The 16,728-nt window shown below is 41.2% G+C and carries 17 protein-coding genes; 9 read left to right on the forward strand and 8 right to left on the reverse strand.

All coding sequences use genetic code 11. The features are described 5' to 3' along the window. Nucleotides 1-3 precede the first annotated feature (3 nt). Together BVI01S_RS08820 and BVI01S_RS08825 are read left to right on the forward strand one after the other, a co-directional pair. Nucleotides 4-1,116: a GerAB/ArcD/ProY family transporter gene (locus BVI01S_RS08820; protein ID WP_034758926.1), complete on the forward strand. Its 1,113-nt coding sequence runs from the start codon at nt 4-6 to the stop codon at nt 1,114-1,116. Continuing rightward, nucleotides 1,113-2,252 carry a Ger(x)C family spore germination protein gene (locus BVI01S_RS08825; RefSeq protein ID WP_034758923.1) on the forward strand — a complete coding sequence of 380 codons (1,140 nt, stop codon included), beginning with the start codon at nt 1,113-1,115 and terminating at the stop codon, nt 2,250-2,252. The genes BVI01S_RS08820 and BVI01S_RS08825 overlap by 4 nt, the downstream gene beginning before the upstream one ends. A gap of 34 nt (nt 2,253-2,286) precedes the next feature. Here BVI01S_RS08825 and BVI01S_RS08830 read toward each other — a convergent pair whose 3' ends face one another. Next, nucleotides 2,287-2,634 carry a DUF1033 family protein gene (locus BVI01S_RS08830; RefSeq protein ID WP_034758922.1) on the reverse strand — a complete coding sequence of 116 codons (348 nt, stop codon included), beginning with the start codon at nt 2,632-2,634 and terminating at the stop codon, nt 2,287-2,289. A 161-nt stretch (nt 2,635-2,795) separates the two neighbouring features. Between BVI01S_RS08830 and BVI01S_RS08835 the strand changes: the two genes are divergently transcribed. From BVI01S_RS08835 to yidC, 3 genes are all read left to right on the forward strand, one after another. After that, the gene (locus BVI01S_RS08835; RefSeq protein WP_034758918.1) at nt 2,796-3,251 is read left to right on the forward strand and encodes a cupredoxin domain-containing protein; all 456 of its coding nucleotides are present in this window, start codon (nt 2,796-2,798) and stop codon (nt 3,249-3,251) included. 220 nt (nt 3,252-3,471) lie between these two features. Continuing rightward, nucleotides 3,472-3,753, forward strand: a complete 282-nt coding sequence (locus tag BVI01S_RS08840; protein ID WP_034758915.1) for a hypothetical protein — start codon at nt 3,472-3,474, stop codon at nt 3,751-3,753. Nucleotides 3,754-3,785: 32 nt separating this feature from the next. Beyond that, on the forward strand, nt 3,786-4,547 hold the full coding sequence (yidC, locus tag BVI01S_RS08845; RefSeq protein WP_034758912.1) for a membrane protein insertase YidC: 762 nt from the start codon (nt 3,786-3,788) through the stop codon (nt 4,545-4,547). Between the two features lie 43 nt (nt 4,548-4,590). Here the strand turns inward: yidC and BVI01S_RS08850 are convergent, their stop codons facing one another. Next, entirely contained in the window at nt 4,591-5,751 is a 1,161-nt protein-coding gene (locus tag BVI01S_RS08850) for a D-alanyl-D-alanine carboxypeptidase family protein (protein ID WP_061809899.1), read from the reverse strand. 259 nt (nt 5,752-6,010) lie between these two features. Between BVI01S_RS08850 and BVI01S_RS08855 the strand changes: the two genes are divergently transcribed. The 3 genes from BVI01S_RS08855 to BVI01S_RS08865 all read left to right on the forward strand — a co-directional run bounded on the left by BVI01S_RS08855 (nt 6,011) and on the right by BVI01S_RS08865 (nt 9,388). After that, nucleotides 6,011-6,640 carry a 5-bromo-4-chloroindolyl phosphate hydrolysis family protein gene (locus BVI01S_RS08855; RefSeq protein WP_061809900.1) on the forward strand — a complete coding sequence of 210 codons (630 nt, stop codon included), beginning with the start codon at nt 6,011-6,013 and terminating at the stop codon, nt 6,638-6,640. A gap of 14 nt (nt 6,641-6,654) precedes the next feature. Continuing rightward, nucleotides 6,655-7,797, forward strand: a complete 1,143-nt coding sequence (locus tag BVI01S_RS08860) for a toxic anion resistance protein (protein WP_061809901.1) — start codon at nt 6,655-6,657, stop codon at nt 7,795-7,797. 283 nt (nt 7,798-8,080) lie between these two features. Next, complete coding sequence (locus tag BVI01S_RS08865) at nt 8,081-9,388, forward strand: aldehyde dehydrogenase (protein ID WP_061809902.1); 1,308 nt, start codon at nt 8,081-8,083, stop codon at nt 9,386-9,388. A gap of 151 nt (nt 9,389-9,539) precedes the next feature. Here BVI01S_RS08865 and BVI01S_RS08870 read toward each other — a convergent pair whose 3' ends face one another. From BVI01S_RS08870 to BVI01S_RS08890, 5 genes are all read right to left on the reverse strand, one after another. Further along, nucleotides 9,540-11,114: a cation:proton antiporter domain-containing protein gene (locus BVI01S_RS08870; RefSeq protein ID WP_061809903.1), complete on the reverse strand. Its 1,575-nt coding sequence runs from the start codon at nt 11,112-11,114 to the stop codon at nt 9,540-9,542. A gap of 204 nt (nt 11,115-11,318) precedes the next feature. Next, nucleotides 11,319-13,238, reverse strand: a complete 1,920-nt coding sequence (locus BVI01S_RS08875) for a nitric oxide reductase activation protein NorD (RefSeq protein ID WP_061809904.1) — start codon at nt 13,236-13,238, stop codon at nt 11,319-11,321. A 10-nt stretch (nt 13,239-13,248) separates the two neighbouring features. Continuing rightward, entirely contained in the window at nt 13,249-14,130 is an 882-nt protein-coding gene (locus BVI01S_RS08880; RefSeq protein WP_034758894.1) for an ATP-binding protein, read from the reverse strand. A gap of 132 nt (nt 14,131-14,262) precedes the next feature. Continuing rightward, a complete protein-coding gene (locus tag BVI01S_RS08885) occupies nt 14,263-15,168 on the reverse strand; it encodes a GNAT family N-acetyltransferase (RefSeq protein ID WP_061809905.1) in 906 nt (301 codons plus the stop codon). Between the two features lie 142 nt (nt 15,169-15,310). Continuing rightward, entirely contained in the window at nt 15,311-15,514 is a 204-nt protein-coding gene (locus BVI01S_RS08890; RefSeq protein WP_034758890.1) for a DUF6501 family protein, read from the reverse strand. A 209-nt stretch (nt 15,515-15,723) separates the two neighbouring features. Between BVI01S_RS08890 and BVI01S_RS08895 the strand changes: the two genes are divergently transcribed. Then, nucleotides 15,724-16,053, forward strand: coding sequence for a hypothetical protein (locus tag BVI01S_RS08895; protein ID WP_034758887.1), 330 nt, complete (start codon nt 15,724-15,726; stop codon nt 16,051-16,053). A gap of 25 nt (nt 16,054-16,078) precedes the next feature. On the opposite strand, the gene BVI01S_RS08900 is transcribed toward BVI01S_RS08895, so the two are convergent. Next, on the reverse strand, nt 16,079-16,696 hold the full coding sequence (locus BVI01S_RS08900; protein WP_061809906.1) for a DedA family protein: 618 nt from the start codon (nt 16,694-16,696) through the stop codon (nt 16,079-16,081). Nucleotides 16,697-16,728 lie beyond the last annotated feature (32 nt).

The raw sequence follows: 16,728 nt of genomic DNA on the forward strand, positions 1-16,728 counted from the left end.
TGTGTGGAGATCAATGTGAATCCTAAAGAGCGGCTGATGTTTAATGCGTTTTTACTTATGTTTATTTTACATACGGCCCAAACCGGGGTGGGAATTGCCGGCTTACCAAGGATCATTTACATGGAGGCGAATAGAGATGCCTGGATATCGGTGATCATTGCCGGCTTTCTTGTTTCCTTTGTGTTATTCCTCATGGTTAAAACACTTGAAACCTATGATAGTGCAGATTTATATGGGATTCATATGGACGTATACGGTAAGTGGATTAGTAAAGGAATGAATATCCTCTATATCCTTTTCTATCTGGGCGTGACCTATGTCATCCTGATGAATTACATCGAGATGGTGCAGGCTTGGATCTTCCCGAGAATGCCGACTCCGCTTTTGATGGGACTGCTCCTCTTCTTACTTGTTTATGCTGTTCTTGGAGGGATCAGAGTAGTCGTGGGAATTGCGTTTTTAGGTCTGATATTGGCATTTTGGCTATTATTCATGATATACACCCCGGTTAAATTCATGGACTTCAATCACCTTCTGCCGGTCATGACTTCCTCTCCAAAGGAGCTCATGATGGGTGCTTATAAAACGAGCTTTACCATCATTGGCTTTGACTTGGTGCTATTTGTCTATCCTTATATAAAGGAAAAGAAAAAAGTATTAAAATACGCTCTCATCGGCACCGGATATTCAACCTTTTTATTCACCGTGGTCACCGTTGTAAGCATAGGTTTTTTCTCAGAGGACGCTTTATTAAAGACCATCTGGCCGGTTCTATCCATGTTTAAAATCTTGAGGATACCAAACCTGGAGCGCTTTGAGTTCATTGCCGTCTCCTTCTGGATGTTAGTCATCCTCCCTAACATATGCCTGTACTTTTGGGTGGCTACCAGGGGGATGAAGAGAGTCTTTCATTTTTCTCAAAAGAAAGCCATCTATCTCTTCGCAGCCACCCTATGGATTTTATCACTATTCGTTCAGGAACGAATAACTATGAATACCATTACGGATAAGGTGGGTACTGCAAGTTTTTTCCTTTCTTTCATGTATCCCGCTCTCCTGTTTATCCTGGTTAAATTAAAATATATCGGCAACAGGAAAAAAGGTGTAGACCTATGAATAAAGTCTTGTTACTTATTTTGGTCTGTCTCCCTTCCGTTTTCTTAAGCAGCTGTGTGGAAACGAAATATTTAGAAAAGCTCGGTCTGATCACGGCCGTCGGCTATGACCAGGCTGAAGATGACAAAATCACGGGGACGCTGGTCCTTTATCAATTCAACCCTGCCATGGAGGATGTTGAAAAGATCCTCTCCTCCACGTCTAAAACGAGTAAAGGCATCCGGTTATCACAGAATCTGGAGTCTGATCACAAGCTTGTGTCCGGCCAGTTGAGGATCGTTGTTTATGGCCGGGAGCTGGCAGCCGGAGGGATTTCCCACCTGGTCGATACGCTTGAAAGGGATTCCGCAATCGGTAATATGGTGTATTTAACGATAGCCGATACGACTGCTGAAGAGGTATTGAGGTATCAGACGGAGGAAAAACCTTCGAACAGGGGGACCTATCTTTACAACTTAGTCAGGCAAAACGTTGAATCAGAGATGATTGTTTCCCCAACCTTGCAGGAATTCATCACTGATTACGGAAGCGTCGGTAAAGACCCCATCCTTCCATTATTGACGGCTGCAAATGGAAAAGTCGGGGTAGATGGCTTCGCATTATTCACAAGGGATAGGTTCATTAAGGAAATTAAAAAAGACAGGATCTTTTTCATCCGTTCTTTAATGGAACACTATGACGCAGGGAGTGTAGAGGTCGAATTGCCTTTGGAAAAGTTCAAGCCATACCTATCGACCCTTCATGCAACTCCCGATAACGACAAAATATATATGATGATCGACAATATAAAATCTTCCTATAAAATCAAGACAGAAAATAAAGAGCAGGCTTCATTTGATATCGAATTAAACATTGAATCACGAATCCTCGAAATGTCAGAAGAATTGAAGTTGAATAGACCAAAGGCGCTGCAGTTGGTTGAAGAGGAGGTAGAGAAATATATTGAAGAAAACATTAAGGATACCCTCCTGATGCTACAGATGGAAGGAACAGATCCGATTGGGTTTGGAATGGAGTACAGAAGTGTCAGGGGGCACGAGGATTTGACAAGGAAGCAGTGGGACAAACTGTATAAGGAAGCCACTTTTGATGTGAAAGTAAATAACAAAATCATCCGTACAGGTGTTATCGATTAATAGCGGGAACAGGTCTATCCGACATCGGATAGACCTATTGTTCCATTCTATCGGTAATTTCCGTGATGATCAAGCCATCCTTGATCTCCATCGGCTGATCGTTCTCAAAGATGACCAAACCGTAATAGACCTGAAGATCATCATCACACGCTTCGCAAAAATACACCTCTTCCGGATCCCAGAATGCTATGGAGTGAAACTTCTTCGTCTTTGCCTTTGGATAACGTTCACTGAATCGTTTCAGTTCCGTTAAAAAGGTTTCAACGGCTTCTTCCCTGCTATCAAACGTCCAATCTCTCATGATATCCTTTTCCCAGCCTTCAAAGAACCACCATGGCTCTGCATCACTTTTCGTCGTTATAACTCTCCATGTAGTATTCAATGCTTCACCCTCCTTGCTACCATGTCCAAATTGTACATAAAATGGACCGGAAAGAAAAATATTTAACTTTTCCCTCTATAAAATTATTGACAAGTTCCCTGCCGTACAAGCATAGGTTTAATAGAAAAGTACTATGCTTTCTGACCGAGGAGGGAAATCATTTGAATTTCATTGTTTTGAAGAAAGGTTCCATCATTGCCATACTGGTGACAATCGTGGTGATTACTGTCGGGACGATTTGGTCTCTATCTTCGAAAAACTCATACCCGACAGTGTCGCTATCGGAGAAAACGGGAGAAAAACAAGTCATTCAGCTTGTAACCGGTGAATTCAAATCGAAGACAGCCGACGGCAAGGAAATCGAAGCATATCGTTGGGACCCCGGGACGATTGTGGTGGAAAAAGGCAAAGAGGTCGAACTGCGCATTTACGGAGTGAACGGCATGGAACACCCATTTTACATCGAGGGCACGGATATTAAAGGTACTGTAAAAAAAGGGAAAGAAACCGTTGTAGATGTAACTTTTTCAAAAGAAGGAACGTACAGGCTTATTTGTGAAATGCATGAAACCATCGAGAATAACGGTCCGATGATTGCGTATATCGTTGTCGATTAGAGGAATATCACTGAAATGAGAGGTCTCTAAAGTGGTTTGTCACTTAGAGACCTTTTAACTTGCTCTCAAATACATCTTTTTCAATGAAACCAATTGTTCACAAAATCGTATAAACAATTACCATGGATTCTATCCGGGTTTCGCAGTATACTGTAAATGTGATAAAATGTTCTTTCATCTATTATGGATGCAACTAGAATAGTAAAAGGAGTCTTCTCCATTGACATACATTATTGTACAAGATTTATTGGATTTTTACTTAAGTCCTTTGCATGTCAGTATCGTATTTTTATTCATACTGGCATTGATCTGGGATCGGTGTCCATCACCATTCCATCTCTATACACAATATTATGATAAAAAACTGGAAGGAAACAACCTCATTGTCAGCGAGGTTGCGGAAAATGAGGCCTTACCTGTCAGGGTCTGGTTTACAACCTGTATGAAGTTTCAATTCTATCATACTGATAATGATGAAGAATCCTCTTCTGTATATATGTAAAAGAAAAGCATATATACAGAGGAGGAAAAACATTGAAAAAAATTTCATTCATTTTCGTTTTACTTTTATTAACATTGACTGGATGCCAGTCTGCTACCACTGAAGGGGCATTCTTTCATGATTATCTTGTCAATCCATTTTCATTTCTCATCCATGAAATAGGAACCTTCCTTGGCGGGAATTTTGGCGTGGCCATTATTGTGATCACCCTTCTTATTCGTCTTGTTCTTCTGCCTTTTATGCTTAAAACGTATAAGAATCAGCAGGATATGAAAGGGAAAATGGCGTTGATCAAACCCGAGATGTCTGCGATCCAAAAGAAGATTAAAGAAACGAAGGATAAAGAAGAGCAGAAAAAGCTTCAGCAGGAATTGATGATGCTCTATCAAAAAAACGGTGTAAATCCTCTCAATATGGGATGTTTGCCTTTATTGATCCAGACGCCCATCCTGATTGGACTCTATTATGCGATCCGTTCATCTTCAGAGATTGCCAGTCACTCTTTCCTATGGTTCAACCTTGGACAACCGGACCATATCATGGCGATTATTGCCGGGGTTGTCTACTTGGCCCAATCACGCGTTTCCTTGATGAACATCCCTGCAGAGCAGCAGGCACAGATGAAAATAATGGGACTTCTGTCCCCGGTCATGATCTTCATCTTTTCACTGAACGCACCTGCTGCACTTCCATTATATTGGACGGTCGGAGGCGCATTCCTCATCTTGCAGACCCTGATCGGCAAGACCCTTTACCATCAGCAGCCAGCATTAGAAAAACAGGAAAGTCAATAACAAAAGGGAGCCGGCCGGCTCCCTTTTGTTCTATATTCAACTCTTACTTATTGAAAGACCCTGGCCGAAACACGGACACCCCTGCAATGAATAGAAGGGCCATGTAAATGATAAACGGGTAAAATAAAAGCTGCCCGGAAAACTGCCCTTTGTGCTCACTCGAAGCAACTGCTTCGGTGTGGGTTACAGGTGTTCCCTTCACCGGTGTCAAAGTGGTTGACAGCATTTCTTCATGATCCTGGTTATAAAGAGTCAACTCCCCACTTGCGGCAAGCTTCTGAGTGATCTTCCCTTCTACAGGCTGAGTAAATGGAATATCCCTTTTCAAATCATAAGAAGTGCCGTCCAATTGGAATACGGTCTCTTTAGGGATATAATTCCTTTCAAACTGATTCAACCCATAATCAAGCAGTTTCCTCGTATCCGAATAAATGGCCCTTTTGGACTGTGCCTTCATCGTGACGACCACGATGGAAAGTTTATCATTTTCCGCTGACGTCACCAAGGTGTGACGGGATTCGTCTATAAACCCATTCTTACCTCCCGTCACTTCAGGATAGGGGATTTCCCCCTTCACCATCTTGTGATGATTATAAAGGGTGGTATTCCACCCTTCAGCCTTCCAGTCCAGGGAGTCTATATCAAATAACTCTCTAAATTGTTCATTCTGTAACGCGTAGCTTGTGATTTCAGCCATATCATAGGCGGTTGTATAATGATTTTTTCCATAAAGTCCATGAGGATTTTCAAAATGTGTATCCCGGACCCCCACTTCCTCCTTAAGAAAGAGATTCAATTTATCGACAAACTTTTTTACAGATCCTTCTGTATGTTCAGCGATGGCAACGGCGGCATCATTCCCTGAGTTCACCATCAATCCTTGAAGCAGCTGCTCCATACTCAATGTTTCACCGGGAGCTAAATACACAGTGGAACCCTCGGTACGGCTTGCCTTCTTACTGATTTTCACCTGGTCACGGAGATCGCTATGCTGAATTGCATAAATCGCTGTGGCAATTTTTGTAATACTTGCAGGGTTCATTCGTTTAGTACCATTTTTAGAGTACAGGATACTTCCGGTTTTAGAATCTATTATAATAGCCGAATCACTATAAATATGTCCTGGTTTTTTTACTCCATTTTGTTGAGCTGAAACACTTGGGGTTATGAAGCAAAGTAAGATCAGCACAATAACCTTTTTCATATATTCACACACCTGTCTTGTCATTGGTCTCACTTCCCCATTCTACCAAAAAAAGATTTCCTATAATCACTCCATTAATAAATGTTAAGAAATTGAAAGAATGATGCTAATTCCTTACATATCTCCCCGATTTTTCTTCCATCACTGATACTTTATTTCCATTTTCCCTCCGTTTCCACTAAAATGAGAGTATGAATATGAAACCTTTTACACAATGAAACGTAAGTAAGATAAGCATCTTTATTAAGGGGTAGATGAAATGAACACATTTCTGCAATTTTTATTAAGGGCGGTCATCTCTTTCAGTATGGGGACCAGCAGTTTTATCGCTTACTTACTCCTCTTTGACATGGGATTTCCTCTTACACTCTTATCCGGTGTAGGTACCGGGGTACTCTTTTTCATGGTCGTTAAGGCTCTTCAAAAAAAATGGTGGTTGAATAAAAACGGTCTTTCCGGACAGGAGTTTCGATATATAAACAGAAATTTAAAGGAAGCAAAAGAAAAGGTAAAACGGCTGCAGCGTCAGCAGTTAAGGGTAAGATCGCTTGGAGCTTTTAAGCAAATCCTTGAGATCAACCGATTAAGCCGAAGAATTTATCAACTTGTAAGAAAAGAACCCAAGAGATTTTTTTCAGCTGAGTCCTTCTTCTTCTACCATTTAGATTCTGTCGTGGAAATCACAGAGAAGTATACGTTCCTGGCTTCCCAGCCTGGTAAAAATAAAGAAACCTTCCTGTCTCTCCAGCAAACCCGTACAACACTGGACGATTTAACAGGTTCTTTGGAAAATGATTTACATAAAGTCCTGGCTGATGACATGGATCACCTGCAATTTGAACTGAATTTCGCCAATCAGCATTTATCGAACAAAAAAGATCTCAAATAAATGTCGGAGGTTTTATGATGGAACAACGAAATGAACAATCAGAACTGGATTTATTGCTTTCAAACCCGTTCGGGGAAGAAATGCCTGCGGTGAACGAACAAACAAAGTCTCCCCTGTTACTTGACCGTTTGCCAAAGGAACAGCAGGAAAAAGCCAAACAATTAGCAGCACAAATCGACTACAAGGACTATGAAGCCATTCTAAAATATGGAACAGCGGCTCAGACCCAACTGTCGACATTCTCACATTCGATGTTGGATCATGTGCAAAAACGGGATATCGGACCGATCGGTGACGTGTTAGGCGATTTAATGAAGAAGCTCGAGCAAATGAATCCCGATGAGCTTAATACGAAACAAAAAGGCGTATTTAAAAAGCTTTTTCGAAAAGTTTCATCCTCTTTACAGGAAGTGCTTTCTAAATACCAAAAAATCGGATCTCAGATTGATCGGATTTCAGTTAGACTCGAGCATTCGAAAAAGACCCTGCTCGACGATAACCGACTATTGGAAACCTTATATGAAAAAAATAAAGACTATTTTCAAGCCCTTAATATGTATATTGCCGCTGCAGAAATCAAACGGGAAGAAATCCAACACAATCTCCTCCCCTCTTTGCGTAAGAAAGCAGAAGAAACCGATGATGAGCTGATCTACCAGGAAGTCAATGATACCATGCAGTTCCTTGATCGATTGGATAAACGAATCCATGATTTGAAGCTGAGCAGACAAATGACGATTCAGTCCGCCCCTCAAATCCGTTTGATACAAAATACAAATCAGGCATTGGCAGAAAAAATTCAAGCTTCTGTCCTTACAGCGATTCCTCTTTGGAAGAATCAAATCGCCATCGCTCTGACCCTTCTGAATCAACAGAAGGCTGTAGCCGCTCAAAAGCAGGTATCACGCACGACTAACGAGCTGCTATTAAAGAATTCCGAGATGCTCAAAACAAACAGCATCGAGACCGCTAAAGAAAACGAACGGGGAATCATAGATATCGACACCCTGAAGAAAACCCAGGAAAACCTGATCTCCACCATTGAAGAAACCTTGGCCATACAGGCGGAAGGCAGACAAAAGCGACAACAGGCCGAACAGGAAATGGTCACAATGGAAAATGATTTGAAACAAAAACTCATCGAAATCAGAAAGTAACCAAATTAATAAATATGAGCACTGGCCATTCCTGCGAATCTATCGTGGAAATGGCCTTTCATTTTATTCCGGCATTATATTCTTCGTCTTTCGATTCCTGAATCATATATCTTGCATATCTGATTTGATTATACTATCATTCTCCACATGCAAATAATTGATGCCTCAATAAATTGCACACAATTTTATTGAAACACAAGAAATAGTTCCCAAGAGTATCTGCAGTACAATACGGGAAAAGCATAAGTGTTACTATTCATCAAAGAGAAGAGGAGTTTTTAATATGGAAAACTACCAGGAACTTATCAATAAACAGCAATCATTCTTTCGTACTGGTATTACAAAGGATACCAACTTCAGGATAGAAGCTTTGACTAAGTTAAAGGATCTTATCCAAACGCATGAACATGACATAATCAATGCTGTAAAGGAAGATTTGAATAAGCCCGAAATTGAAGCTAAGCGGGCAGAAATCGGCCTTGTCCTTGGTGAGATCGACTTCACCTTAGAGAATCTTACTGGATGGGCGTCACCTGGGGAAGTTCAAACACCTGATACACATTCAGGGGCAAAGAGCTTTATTTATCCAGAGCCCTATGGATCGATCCTTGTCATCGCTCCATGGAACTATCCATTCCAACTTGCCGTGGCACCCCTTGTTGGAGCGATCGCTGCCGGCAATACCGCTGTCCTGAAACCATCGGAATTGACCCCGAACACTTCAAGACTGCTTGCAGGCATGATCAATGATCACTTCCAGGAAGAGTATCTCCATGTCGTCGAAGGAGAAGTTGAAACAAGCACTGCATTGCTCCAGGAAAATTTCGATTACATTTTCTTCACAGGAAGTACGGGTGTCGGGAGAATCGTGGCTGAAGCTGCAGCCAAGCATTTAACACCCGTGACGCTGGAACTTGGAGGTAAAAGTCCTACAATTGTACATTCAGATGCGGACATTGATGAAGCGGCGAAACGAATTGCAAGAGGGAAATTTGCGAATGCGGGTCAAACATGTGTCGCTCCGGATTATGTTCTCGTCGATCCTGCAGTAAAAAACGAGCTGTTGGAAAAACTGAAAGGAGCCATCCATGCCAGTTACGGGGACGATATCATTCATAACCCAGACTTTGGCCACATTGTTAGCACAAGGCATTTTGATCGCCTGCAAAGCTTTCTGGACAATGGGAGCATTGTTACCGGTGGAGCCTCAGACCGTGAAAATCTCGTCATTGAACCGACGATTCTTGATTCGATTTCATGGGAAGATCCGATCATGCAGGATGAAATTTTCGGACCGATCCTCCCGATCATTGAATATGAAGACACTTCTGAAGTGATTGATCAAATTGTGAAGCGTCCGAAGCCGTTGGCACTTTATCTTTTCTCTGAAAATGAAACCCTTCAGGATGAAATATTGACCAATATCTCATTTGGAGGCGGCGCAATCAATGATACAATCAACCACATGACATCTCACTATCTTCCTTTTGGTGGGGTTGGCGCCAGCGGAATGGGTGCGTATCATGGTAAAGCAAGTTTCGATACATTCTCACATTTCAAGAGCATCTTGAAACGTGAGAATCTTAAATGATCATGTTACCTTTATGATTTTGATTCATTTTGGTAAGACTGGAGATTTATTCTTTCGATAGCAATAAAGGGACCATGGGCTCTTCAAAGATGAAGAGCCCATGGTCCCTTACTACTTATGCCGGGAAATCCTTTTATCGACGTAATTTGATTTATTTCTCCTCGTTATGCACGATGCTGTCCGTAATACTGTCATATTCATTCTCCGCAATGGCACTACTGATGATTTCTTCTTTTTCTAGCTTTGCAACCGCCTCATATTCTGCATACATGGCGTGTTTTCTAAGTGTAGAGAGCTGTTTTTCTTTAAGGACCGGGTTGCGTTCAAATAAGTCATCCAATTGTGCTTTCAGCATATCGATTCTTTTTTCGTATGTATCAATGAGCTCCTTCGAAATTGGGTCAGTGATATAGAGCTTTTGTTTCACACGATGAATCTCTGATATCGCCATTTCATAACGATGAAGCTGACTAAGTAATTTCTCGAATTCCTCATTTCCTTCCTCTTTAGGCTTAATGCCCAATACATTGATTAACGGTTTGATGGTAAGTCCCTGGACTACCAGGCTGAATAAGACAACACTAAAGCCAAGGATCAACACGTCCTCCCTGCCTGGGAAGTCCCGTGGCAGACTCAGTACAAGAGCAATCGAGAGAGATCCTTTCAATCCTCCCCAATTCAATATGTGCTTCCACATATGCGGGAAGTTCCCGATAAGGGACAAGCTTGTATAAACGGCTATACTCCTTGCCACTAATACGACAAGTATGGCTGCGAATATGTATGGCCATTTCTCAAGGAGGTCGATCCTTGTTATCTCAAGACCGACCATTAGGAAAACCAAAGAATTCGCAAGTAATGCTGCCACATCCCAAAAACTGTTGATATTCAACTTGGTAGTGGGACTCATTCCGATCTTCCCGCCGAAATTCCCAAAAATCAGTGCTGCAATGACCACGGCGATGACTCCTGAAGCATGAACACTTTCCGCAAGAAGGAAAGAACCGTAAAATAGGATGACACTAAAAATGATTTCAAGTGGATAATCATCGTAGTACTTCGTTAAAATCGAAAAGGCATACCCCAGGGAACCACCGATGATCAGTCCCAATGAGACCACTCTGATGAACTCCCACAAACCGCTCCCAAGGCCCGCCCATCCAGCATCGATATATGAAACAAGATAAAAGGCGGAAATATTGAATAACACAACAGCTAAACCATCATTGAATAAGCTTTCGCCTTCAATCACAACGGCCAATCGCTTCTTAACGCCCACACTCTTGAAAATGCTTAATACACTGACAGGATCCGTTGCACTCATCAGGGCACCAAAAACAAAAGCTGCCTGAATAGAGAAATCAAAGAAATAATACGCTGAAAAACCGACGATTAAAAATGAAATCAACGTTCCACCGAAAGCCAAAGCGATGATCGGTTCTTTATTGGCCCTTAGATGGGAATAGGGTAGCTTCAATGCCGCTTCTCCCAAAAGAGCTGGTAAAAACAAGGTGATAATGACGAAATTAAAAACTTCACCTTCTGTAATGAAAGCCTTAAGCGGCTCCAATACAGGTATATTGAATAACCCGATCAACGCTCCAACGATCACGAGGGCAATCGGATAGGGTTGCTTGAATTTCTTAGAAATCGCCGTTATACCGGCTGCAATCATAACTAATATAAGACCGAGTTCGAAAATATGATGCATATCCAGCTCTTCCATAAATGTCTCCTCCTCCCTTGTACACTATTATCATTTCCCTATCTTGTTTATTTACTAACCTACCCAAGACTTATCTTCCTTTAGTATACAGAAATTTCCTTGGATATTAAAATCCATATCCATACCATACATTGAAAAAGGATAACAAGGAAACGCAAAAAAAATGACGACTACAGCGTAACCTGGTAGTCGTCATTTTATCATTTAAATACTCTTATATAGGAGCTTTCTGAGTAAAGGAAATAATACTTCCGGGAGTTCTTCCACATCTGATACAAGGATGCTGTAATTCCCATAAATATTTTGGATGGTTTTTCTTTGGGATTCATCGATTTCACCGTTTGATAAAAAGACGTTGATGACTTCGATTCCCTTTTTCCTTGCATCCAGAACGGCTTCGTGTGTATCGACAATTCCATTTTGTTCGTACTCCATGGCTGCAGGCTCACCATCTGAGAAAACAAGAAGGAATTTTTGTTTTTCATTCCGCATCAGAATTCTTTCTGTCATCAAACGAATCGCAAAACCATCCCGATTGTCCTCTTCCGGCTGGAGCTGCATGATTTCAGAACCACTGCCTGGTTTCAGTGAAGTATAGAAATTCAACACAGGATTTAAGTAATTCGGCTGGCTGGTCTTGGACGCACGATTCGTGTCTTCCCAGAAGCCGACGACTTCATGTGGGACCCTGACAGATTTTAACGATTCATGAAACAACGTGATACCGAGCTTCGTCTGATCCATTTTGTCATACATGGAGCCTGAACAATCGACTAATAGAGAAAACACTGCGTCTATCTCTGAGGAAGGATTCTGCTTTTTGTAAAAAAGTCTTGGATTATCATCTGTTATGAACCGTAATAACTTGTTATTCAATCTGCCGAAATGCAGATCGCTGCGCGGTTGTATACGCTTATGCTCCAATGTTTTCTCAATCATCTTCTGAAGCTTTTTTTGAAATGGAGCAATCATCGCTTTGTTCTGACTATACACTAGCTTTTCTTCAGAAGTGGGAACAGACGGGGTCAGGAAGTGAGGTACTGCGAAGCGATTGTCCTTCCCATACTCACTTTCTCCCCCTCCTGACTCTTCCCTCTCCTGCTCCTCGGCTTTTACATTATGATACTGCTCCCGTTCTGTCTCCTGCATAGAGCCTTGAACCATTGCCAACGCCTGATCAGCATCATCCCCTTCACGTAAACCTTCTCCCATGAGGTCGGATTGCGAACCTTGATCCAGATCGAACTGAAGGAATGATTCACCTTTGTCACTTGTTTCCCTGTGCCATGTACGGAATTCTTCATCCATGATCTCTTCTTCCCCTGTGCTTTCTTCTTCCAATACATCATGATTCTCCAGGGGGTCTTTCCTTTTTAGATCGTCAAAGGTTTCACCGGACATTTCTTCTATCTCATAGACGTCTTCAGGCAAATGGAAGTATTCATTCAACATATCTTTTTGAACAATTTCATCCACAACCTCAACAATCTCCAAAGCTACCCTCACAACGTCCTTCGTCTGACGGGTCTCATAAAATCGGGTAATCTGCCCATGTATAAACGGCATGGCCAGGTCAATATCGTCATTTATCTTGACCGGTTGTTCCAACGGGGATTGGGCGTGAAGAAGAAGGTAAACCGAATTGAACAGAGCATCTGTAAACACGCTTTTCGTCAAATTCACTTTAAGCTGGGCTTCAAAGTGCTGACGGTATAATGTTCTTCTCGTGTCAAATGATCTTTTGGTGCCCGGCCGTTTGGATTTGCAAATTTCCTCTAATCGTATTTCTTCCCCTATGACAAATAATTGCTTTGCAAAACGTGGAACCGAAGTATTTTTTACTTTTGCAATATAATTTATCACATCTTCTTTCACCGTTTCATGGAGGTTACCGATGGTCCTCAAGTAGATATCACTTTTCAACCCATGGACTTCATCATCTCTTTTTCGATGATCCCAGAAATGACTGACATAGACCGTTTCCTCTTTATAGTCCAAATAAGAAAACGGACCATACTTCAGGTTCATATCCCCATTTTTTGACAGTGTTTTTGTAAGATCCGCCATTTCCATCACTAAAAATGAATCAATATTTTCATCATTAAATTGAATAAATCGATGCATTACAAATCCCTCATTCAAATAAGGTTTCTGCTATATTCAGAATAGCCGCTTTCTCACGTTCATCTTCAAGCTTATCGACAATTCCCCTCTGTATCGCACGCTTGGCAGGGAGATACAAAGCCAAGTCACAGGCATCAAGGAGAGCACGGATCGATGCTGCTTCCTCTGAAATTTGTCCATTTTTCACCTGGATCAATAAATCAGAAGACAAATCTACAAATTGGCCGATGAGCTTGTCATCCGTAAGCTTACTTTGACTTTCAATGACACTCTTCAGCGTTTCTCCTTCAATATAAGGTACGTCTATGACGACAAAGCGATTTTTAAGGGCCTCATTTAACGGAACCGTACCTACATACCCTTCATTGATAGCGGCTACAACCCCGAATGAGGGGGCCGCTTTCACGACTTCACCTGTAAATGGGTTTGTAATACTTCTTCTATAATCCAACACACCGTTTAAAATCGGCAATGTTTCAGGTTTAGCCATATTGATTTCGTCGATATAGAGCAGGTGACCATTTTTCATTGCTTGAATCACAGGTCCTTCAATGAAATCGATGGTATTTTTCCCATCCCTTTCGCTGATCGTTTTATATCCTAATAATGCTTCTGCATCGAGATCAACAGAGCAGTTGATACTGTGCATCGGCTGAGAAAAAATCGATGATAATGTATCGGAAAGCTTTGTTTTTCCAGACCCCGTAGGTCCTTTTAGGAGAAGGTTTTTCCCCAGGGAAAGGGAGATGATGCTGTCCTCGATGATGTAATCTTCACTTGCCGTATATCCCCCTTCCCCGATCAATGAGTGGTTCTCAGTACCAGCGAATGCTTGTTTTCTTTCATTTATTATACGAGTGACCGATTCCGGTAGTTCTCTTTCCAAATTCATGCTTTGACATCCTTTCCAATTCACATATTAGTCATTCTACATGTAATAGCGCTTACACTGCAAAGGGTCTGCACACATTTATTATTCCGGCAGATCAAGAAAAAAACACCCTTTGCCGGGTGTGATAACCTTTTATATGTTCAAATCATATCTGGTGAATCCCCTATAGACATACATACCGGCTTTTTGATAGACGATTGTGGCATCGGTGTAGCTGTCGCTGTCTACGGATAGGGCTGCTGTTTTCATCCCGCGTTCTTTCAGCTTGTGGAATGCGTAATGAAGTAAATGATGGGCAAGTCCCCTGCGACGCACGTTTCTCTGTATACCCAAATGAGTGATTTCCCCCATCCTGGTCTCTTCATTGACAGTACAAAGGATAAATCCTATGAGATGGTCTCCTTCTTTCAATAGGTACCAAAGAGTAGGATCGAATGTTGGGCGAAGGAAACGCTTCTTGAATTCTTCCAATTCAGTCGGGTGATAATCAAAATGGTCCGAAAAAACCTCTTCGAAGAGTTCATGAAGACAATGAGTTTCAGTATCGGGATTGAAACTTGTTATCTGATAAGAGGAAGGAATGGAGATATACGTTAAATCTTCAAGATCCTTTTTCATCTGAAACCAGAAGCGGGTTGCAGTAAACCCACATTGTTCGAGAGTCTTTTTCTCTACTTCAAGGTTGGCAGATAAGATGATCGTTTTGTTTTCACCTTTCATCATTTGTCGGGTTTTAGCGGATGATACTAATTCTTTTACCATTTCCTTTATATAATGATCCATATGTTCATTTGGTTTAGCAAGAATTAAAGAGGGCAGGCGATGATCTTTTTCAGTCAATATGGAGAGGGCAGCCAATTTACCATTATGCCAAAGACCTATCCGATCCGTTTCTGGAACCGATTCCACCATCTCATGTATTTCTTCTTCGCTGGTTTGCCTTTCTCCAAATGCCTTCCGTTCATAGTTCATAAATAATTCTTTCAGTGATGACATGTCCTCTAGAGTAACCATCCGTTTACTAAAAGATTTCTTCATTTCTCGTCTCCCCATCCATCCCGATTTTCAAGCACTTTGAACAATGCAATATTAATATGAAGTTCATGAATATTTCTTTCGTTAAGTTAACATGAAAAAAGCTGATTTCTTCCGTTCAGGAAAAAATCAGCTGGAGGATGGTTTAGACCTCTTCGAAGTATTCTTTGTAGAATCCTCCCATTTTGCCACTTTCATCGATGACGAAGTAGTATTCTTCTGATTCGTTTTTCACTTCATATTCTTTCCCAACTGTAAGGACATTCGCAACTGTGTATTTCTTTGCGTCCGTATGTAAACACTTTATCTTTTTATTCGAATGATTCTCCGTCCAAGTTTTATGGATCAAGTCGATAACCTCCTTTTCAATGGAACTATGCTACTAGTATATTCTTACAGGCGCATTAGTTCAACTACTATCTAAACCGGAATTCGGCTGAACCGATTTCCGACGCCCCTTATATAGTTTTTTGTCGATTTTTTATGGATTTTGACACACCGAACAATTGTTATATGGTATATTATAGGAGATAACATATTGGGAGAGGTTCGATATTCGTGAAAAAAGGATTAATCAGAATAGGGATGATTTTCTCCATCCTTCTACTATTTTATATGAGCACGCACCGGCCGAATGAAGAACAGTTTTACTCTTGGCTATTAAATGAATACGATATTGAATGCCACGCTTCCATAACCTGCACAAAAAAAATGGAGGGGAATTCCTATACAACCCTGATTGAAACAGGATCAAATATTAAGAATGGGTACTTGCTGTTTAACACAATTGGCAAGATCTATGAAGATGAGCAAGGTTCCAGAATCACGGTTAAAGCGATAGGGATATTCGGAAAGTATTTCACGATCATGATAGATGAACAAGGCTGATGACAATACCTCCATCAGTCTTTTATTATTTCCGATACCTTACTTTGCTGTACTGTTGCTTTTTTTTCATAGTGAAGAAGAGTCCATAAATAATCAGTGTAACAAATAGAATGACAAAAATGATCCCCGCTTTTAGGCTTACTTCCTCTAACAGCACCTGAAAGCTCTTAGGGAAGTACCGTCCAATCTGAAAATAGACGATTCCCCATACGAAAGCTGATGGAAGGGCATAAAGAAGATACTTCATGAAGGAGATTCCTTTTGTTGTACCTGCAATATATGGCATGAATAACCTGATACCCGGTATAAAATAACTGAATGAAATCGCCAATGGACCGTATTTATTCAGCCAAGCTTCTCCGTTATCAATGAGCTTTTTGGATCTGTTCCCATTCCTCATCCGCGATGATAGCTTAGTGCCAAAATATCGTCCATTCATGAAGGCAAAAATTCCATAGGAAATCAATCCACTATACATAAACAAAAAAGAGGTGTACGGATTAAAATGTCTCCATTCAGAGAGATATCCGGCTAATGCGGCAGCCAGTTCGTTAGGTACCGGTAAACCAACAAACACGACCCAACTGAATAAGAACATGGCAATATAACCAAACTGATCAACCAAATGAAGTAAAAAGTCCATCACACACCTCTTTTCACACAATGCATTTTGTG

Origin of the sequence: Rossellomorea vietnamensis NBRC 101237, assembly GCF_001591825.1 — a bacterium.
Lineage (GTDB): Bacteria > Bacillota > Bacilli > Bacillales > Bacillaceae_B > Rossellomorea > Rossellomorea vietnamensis.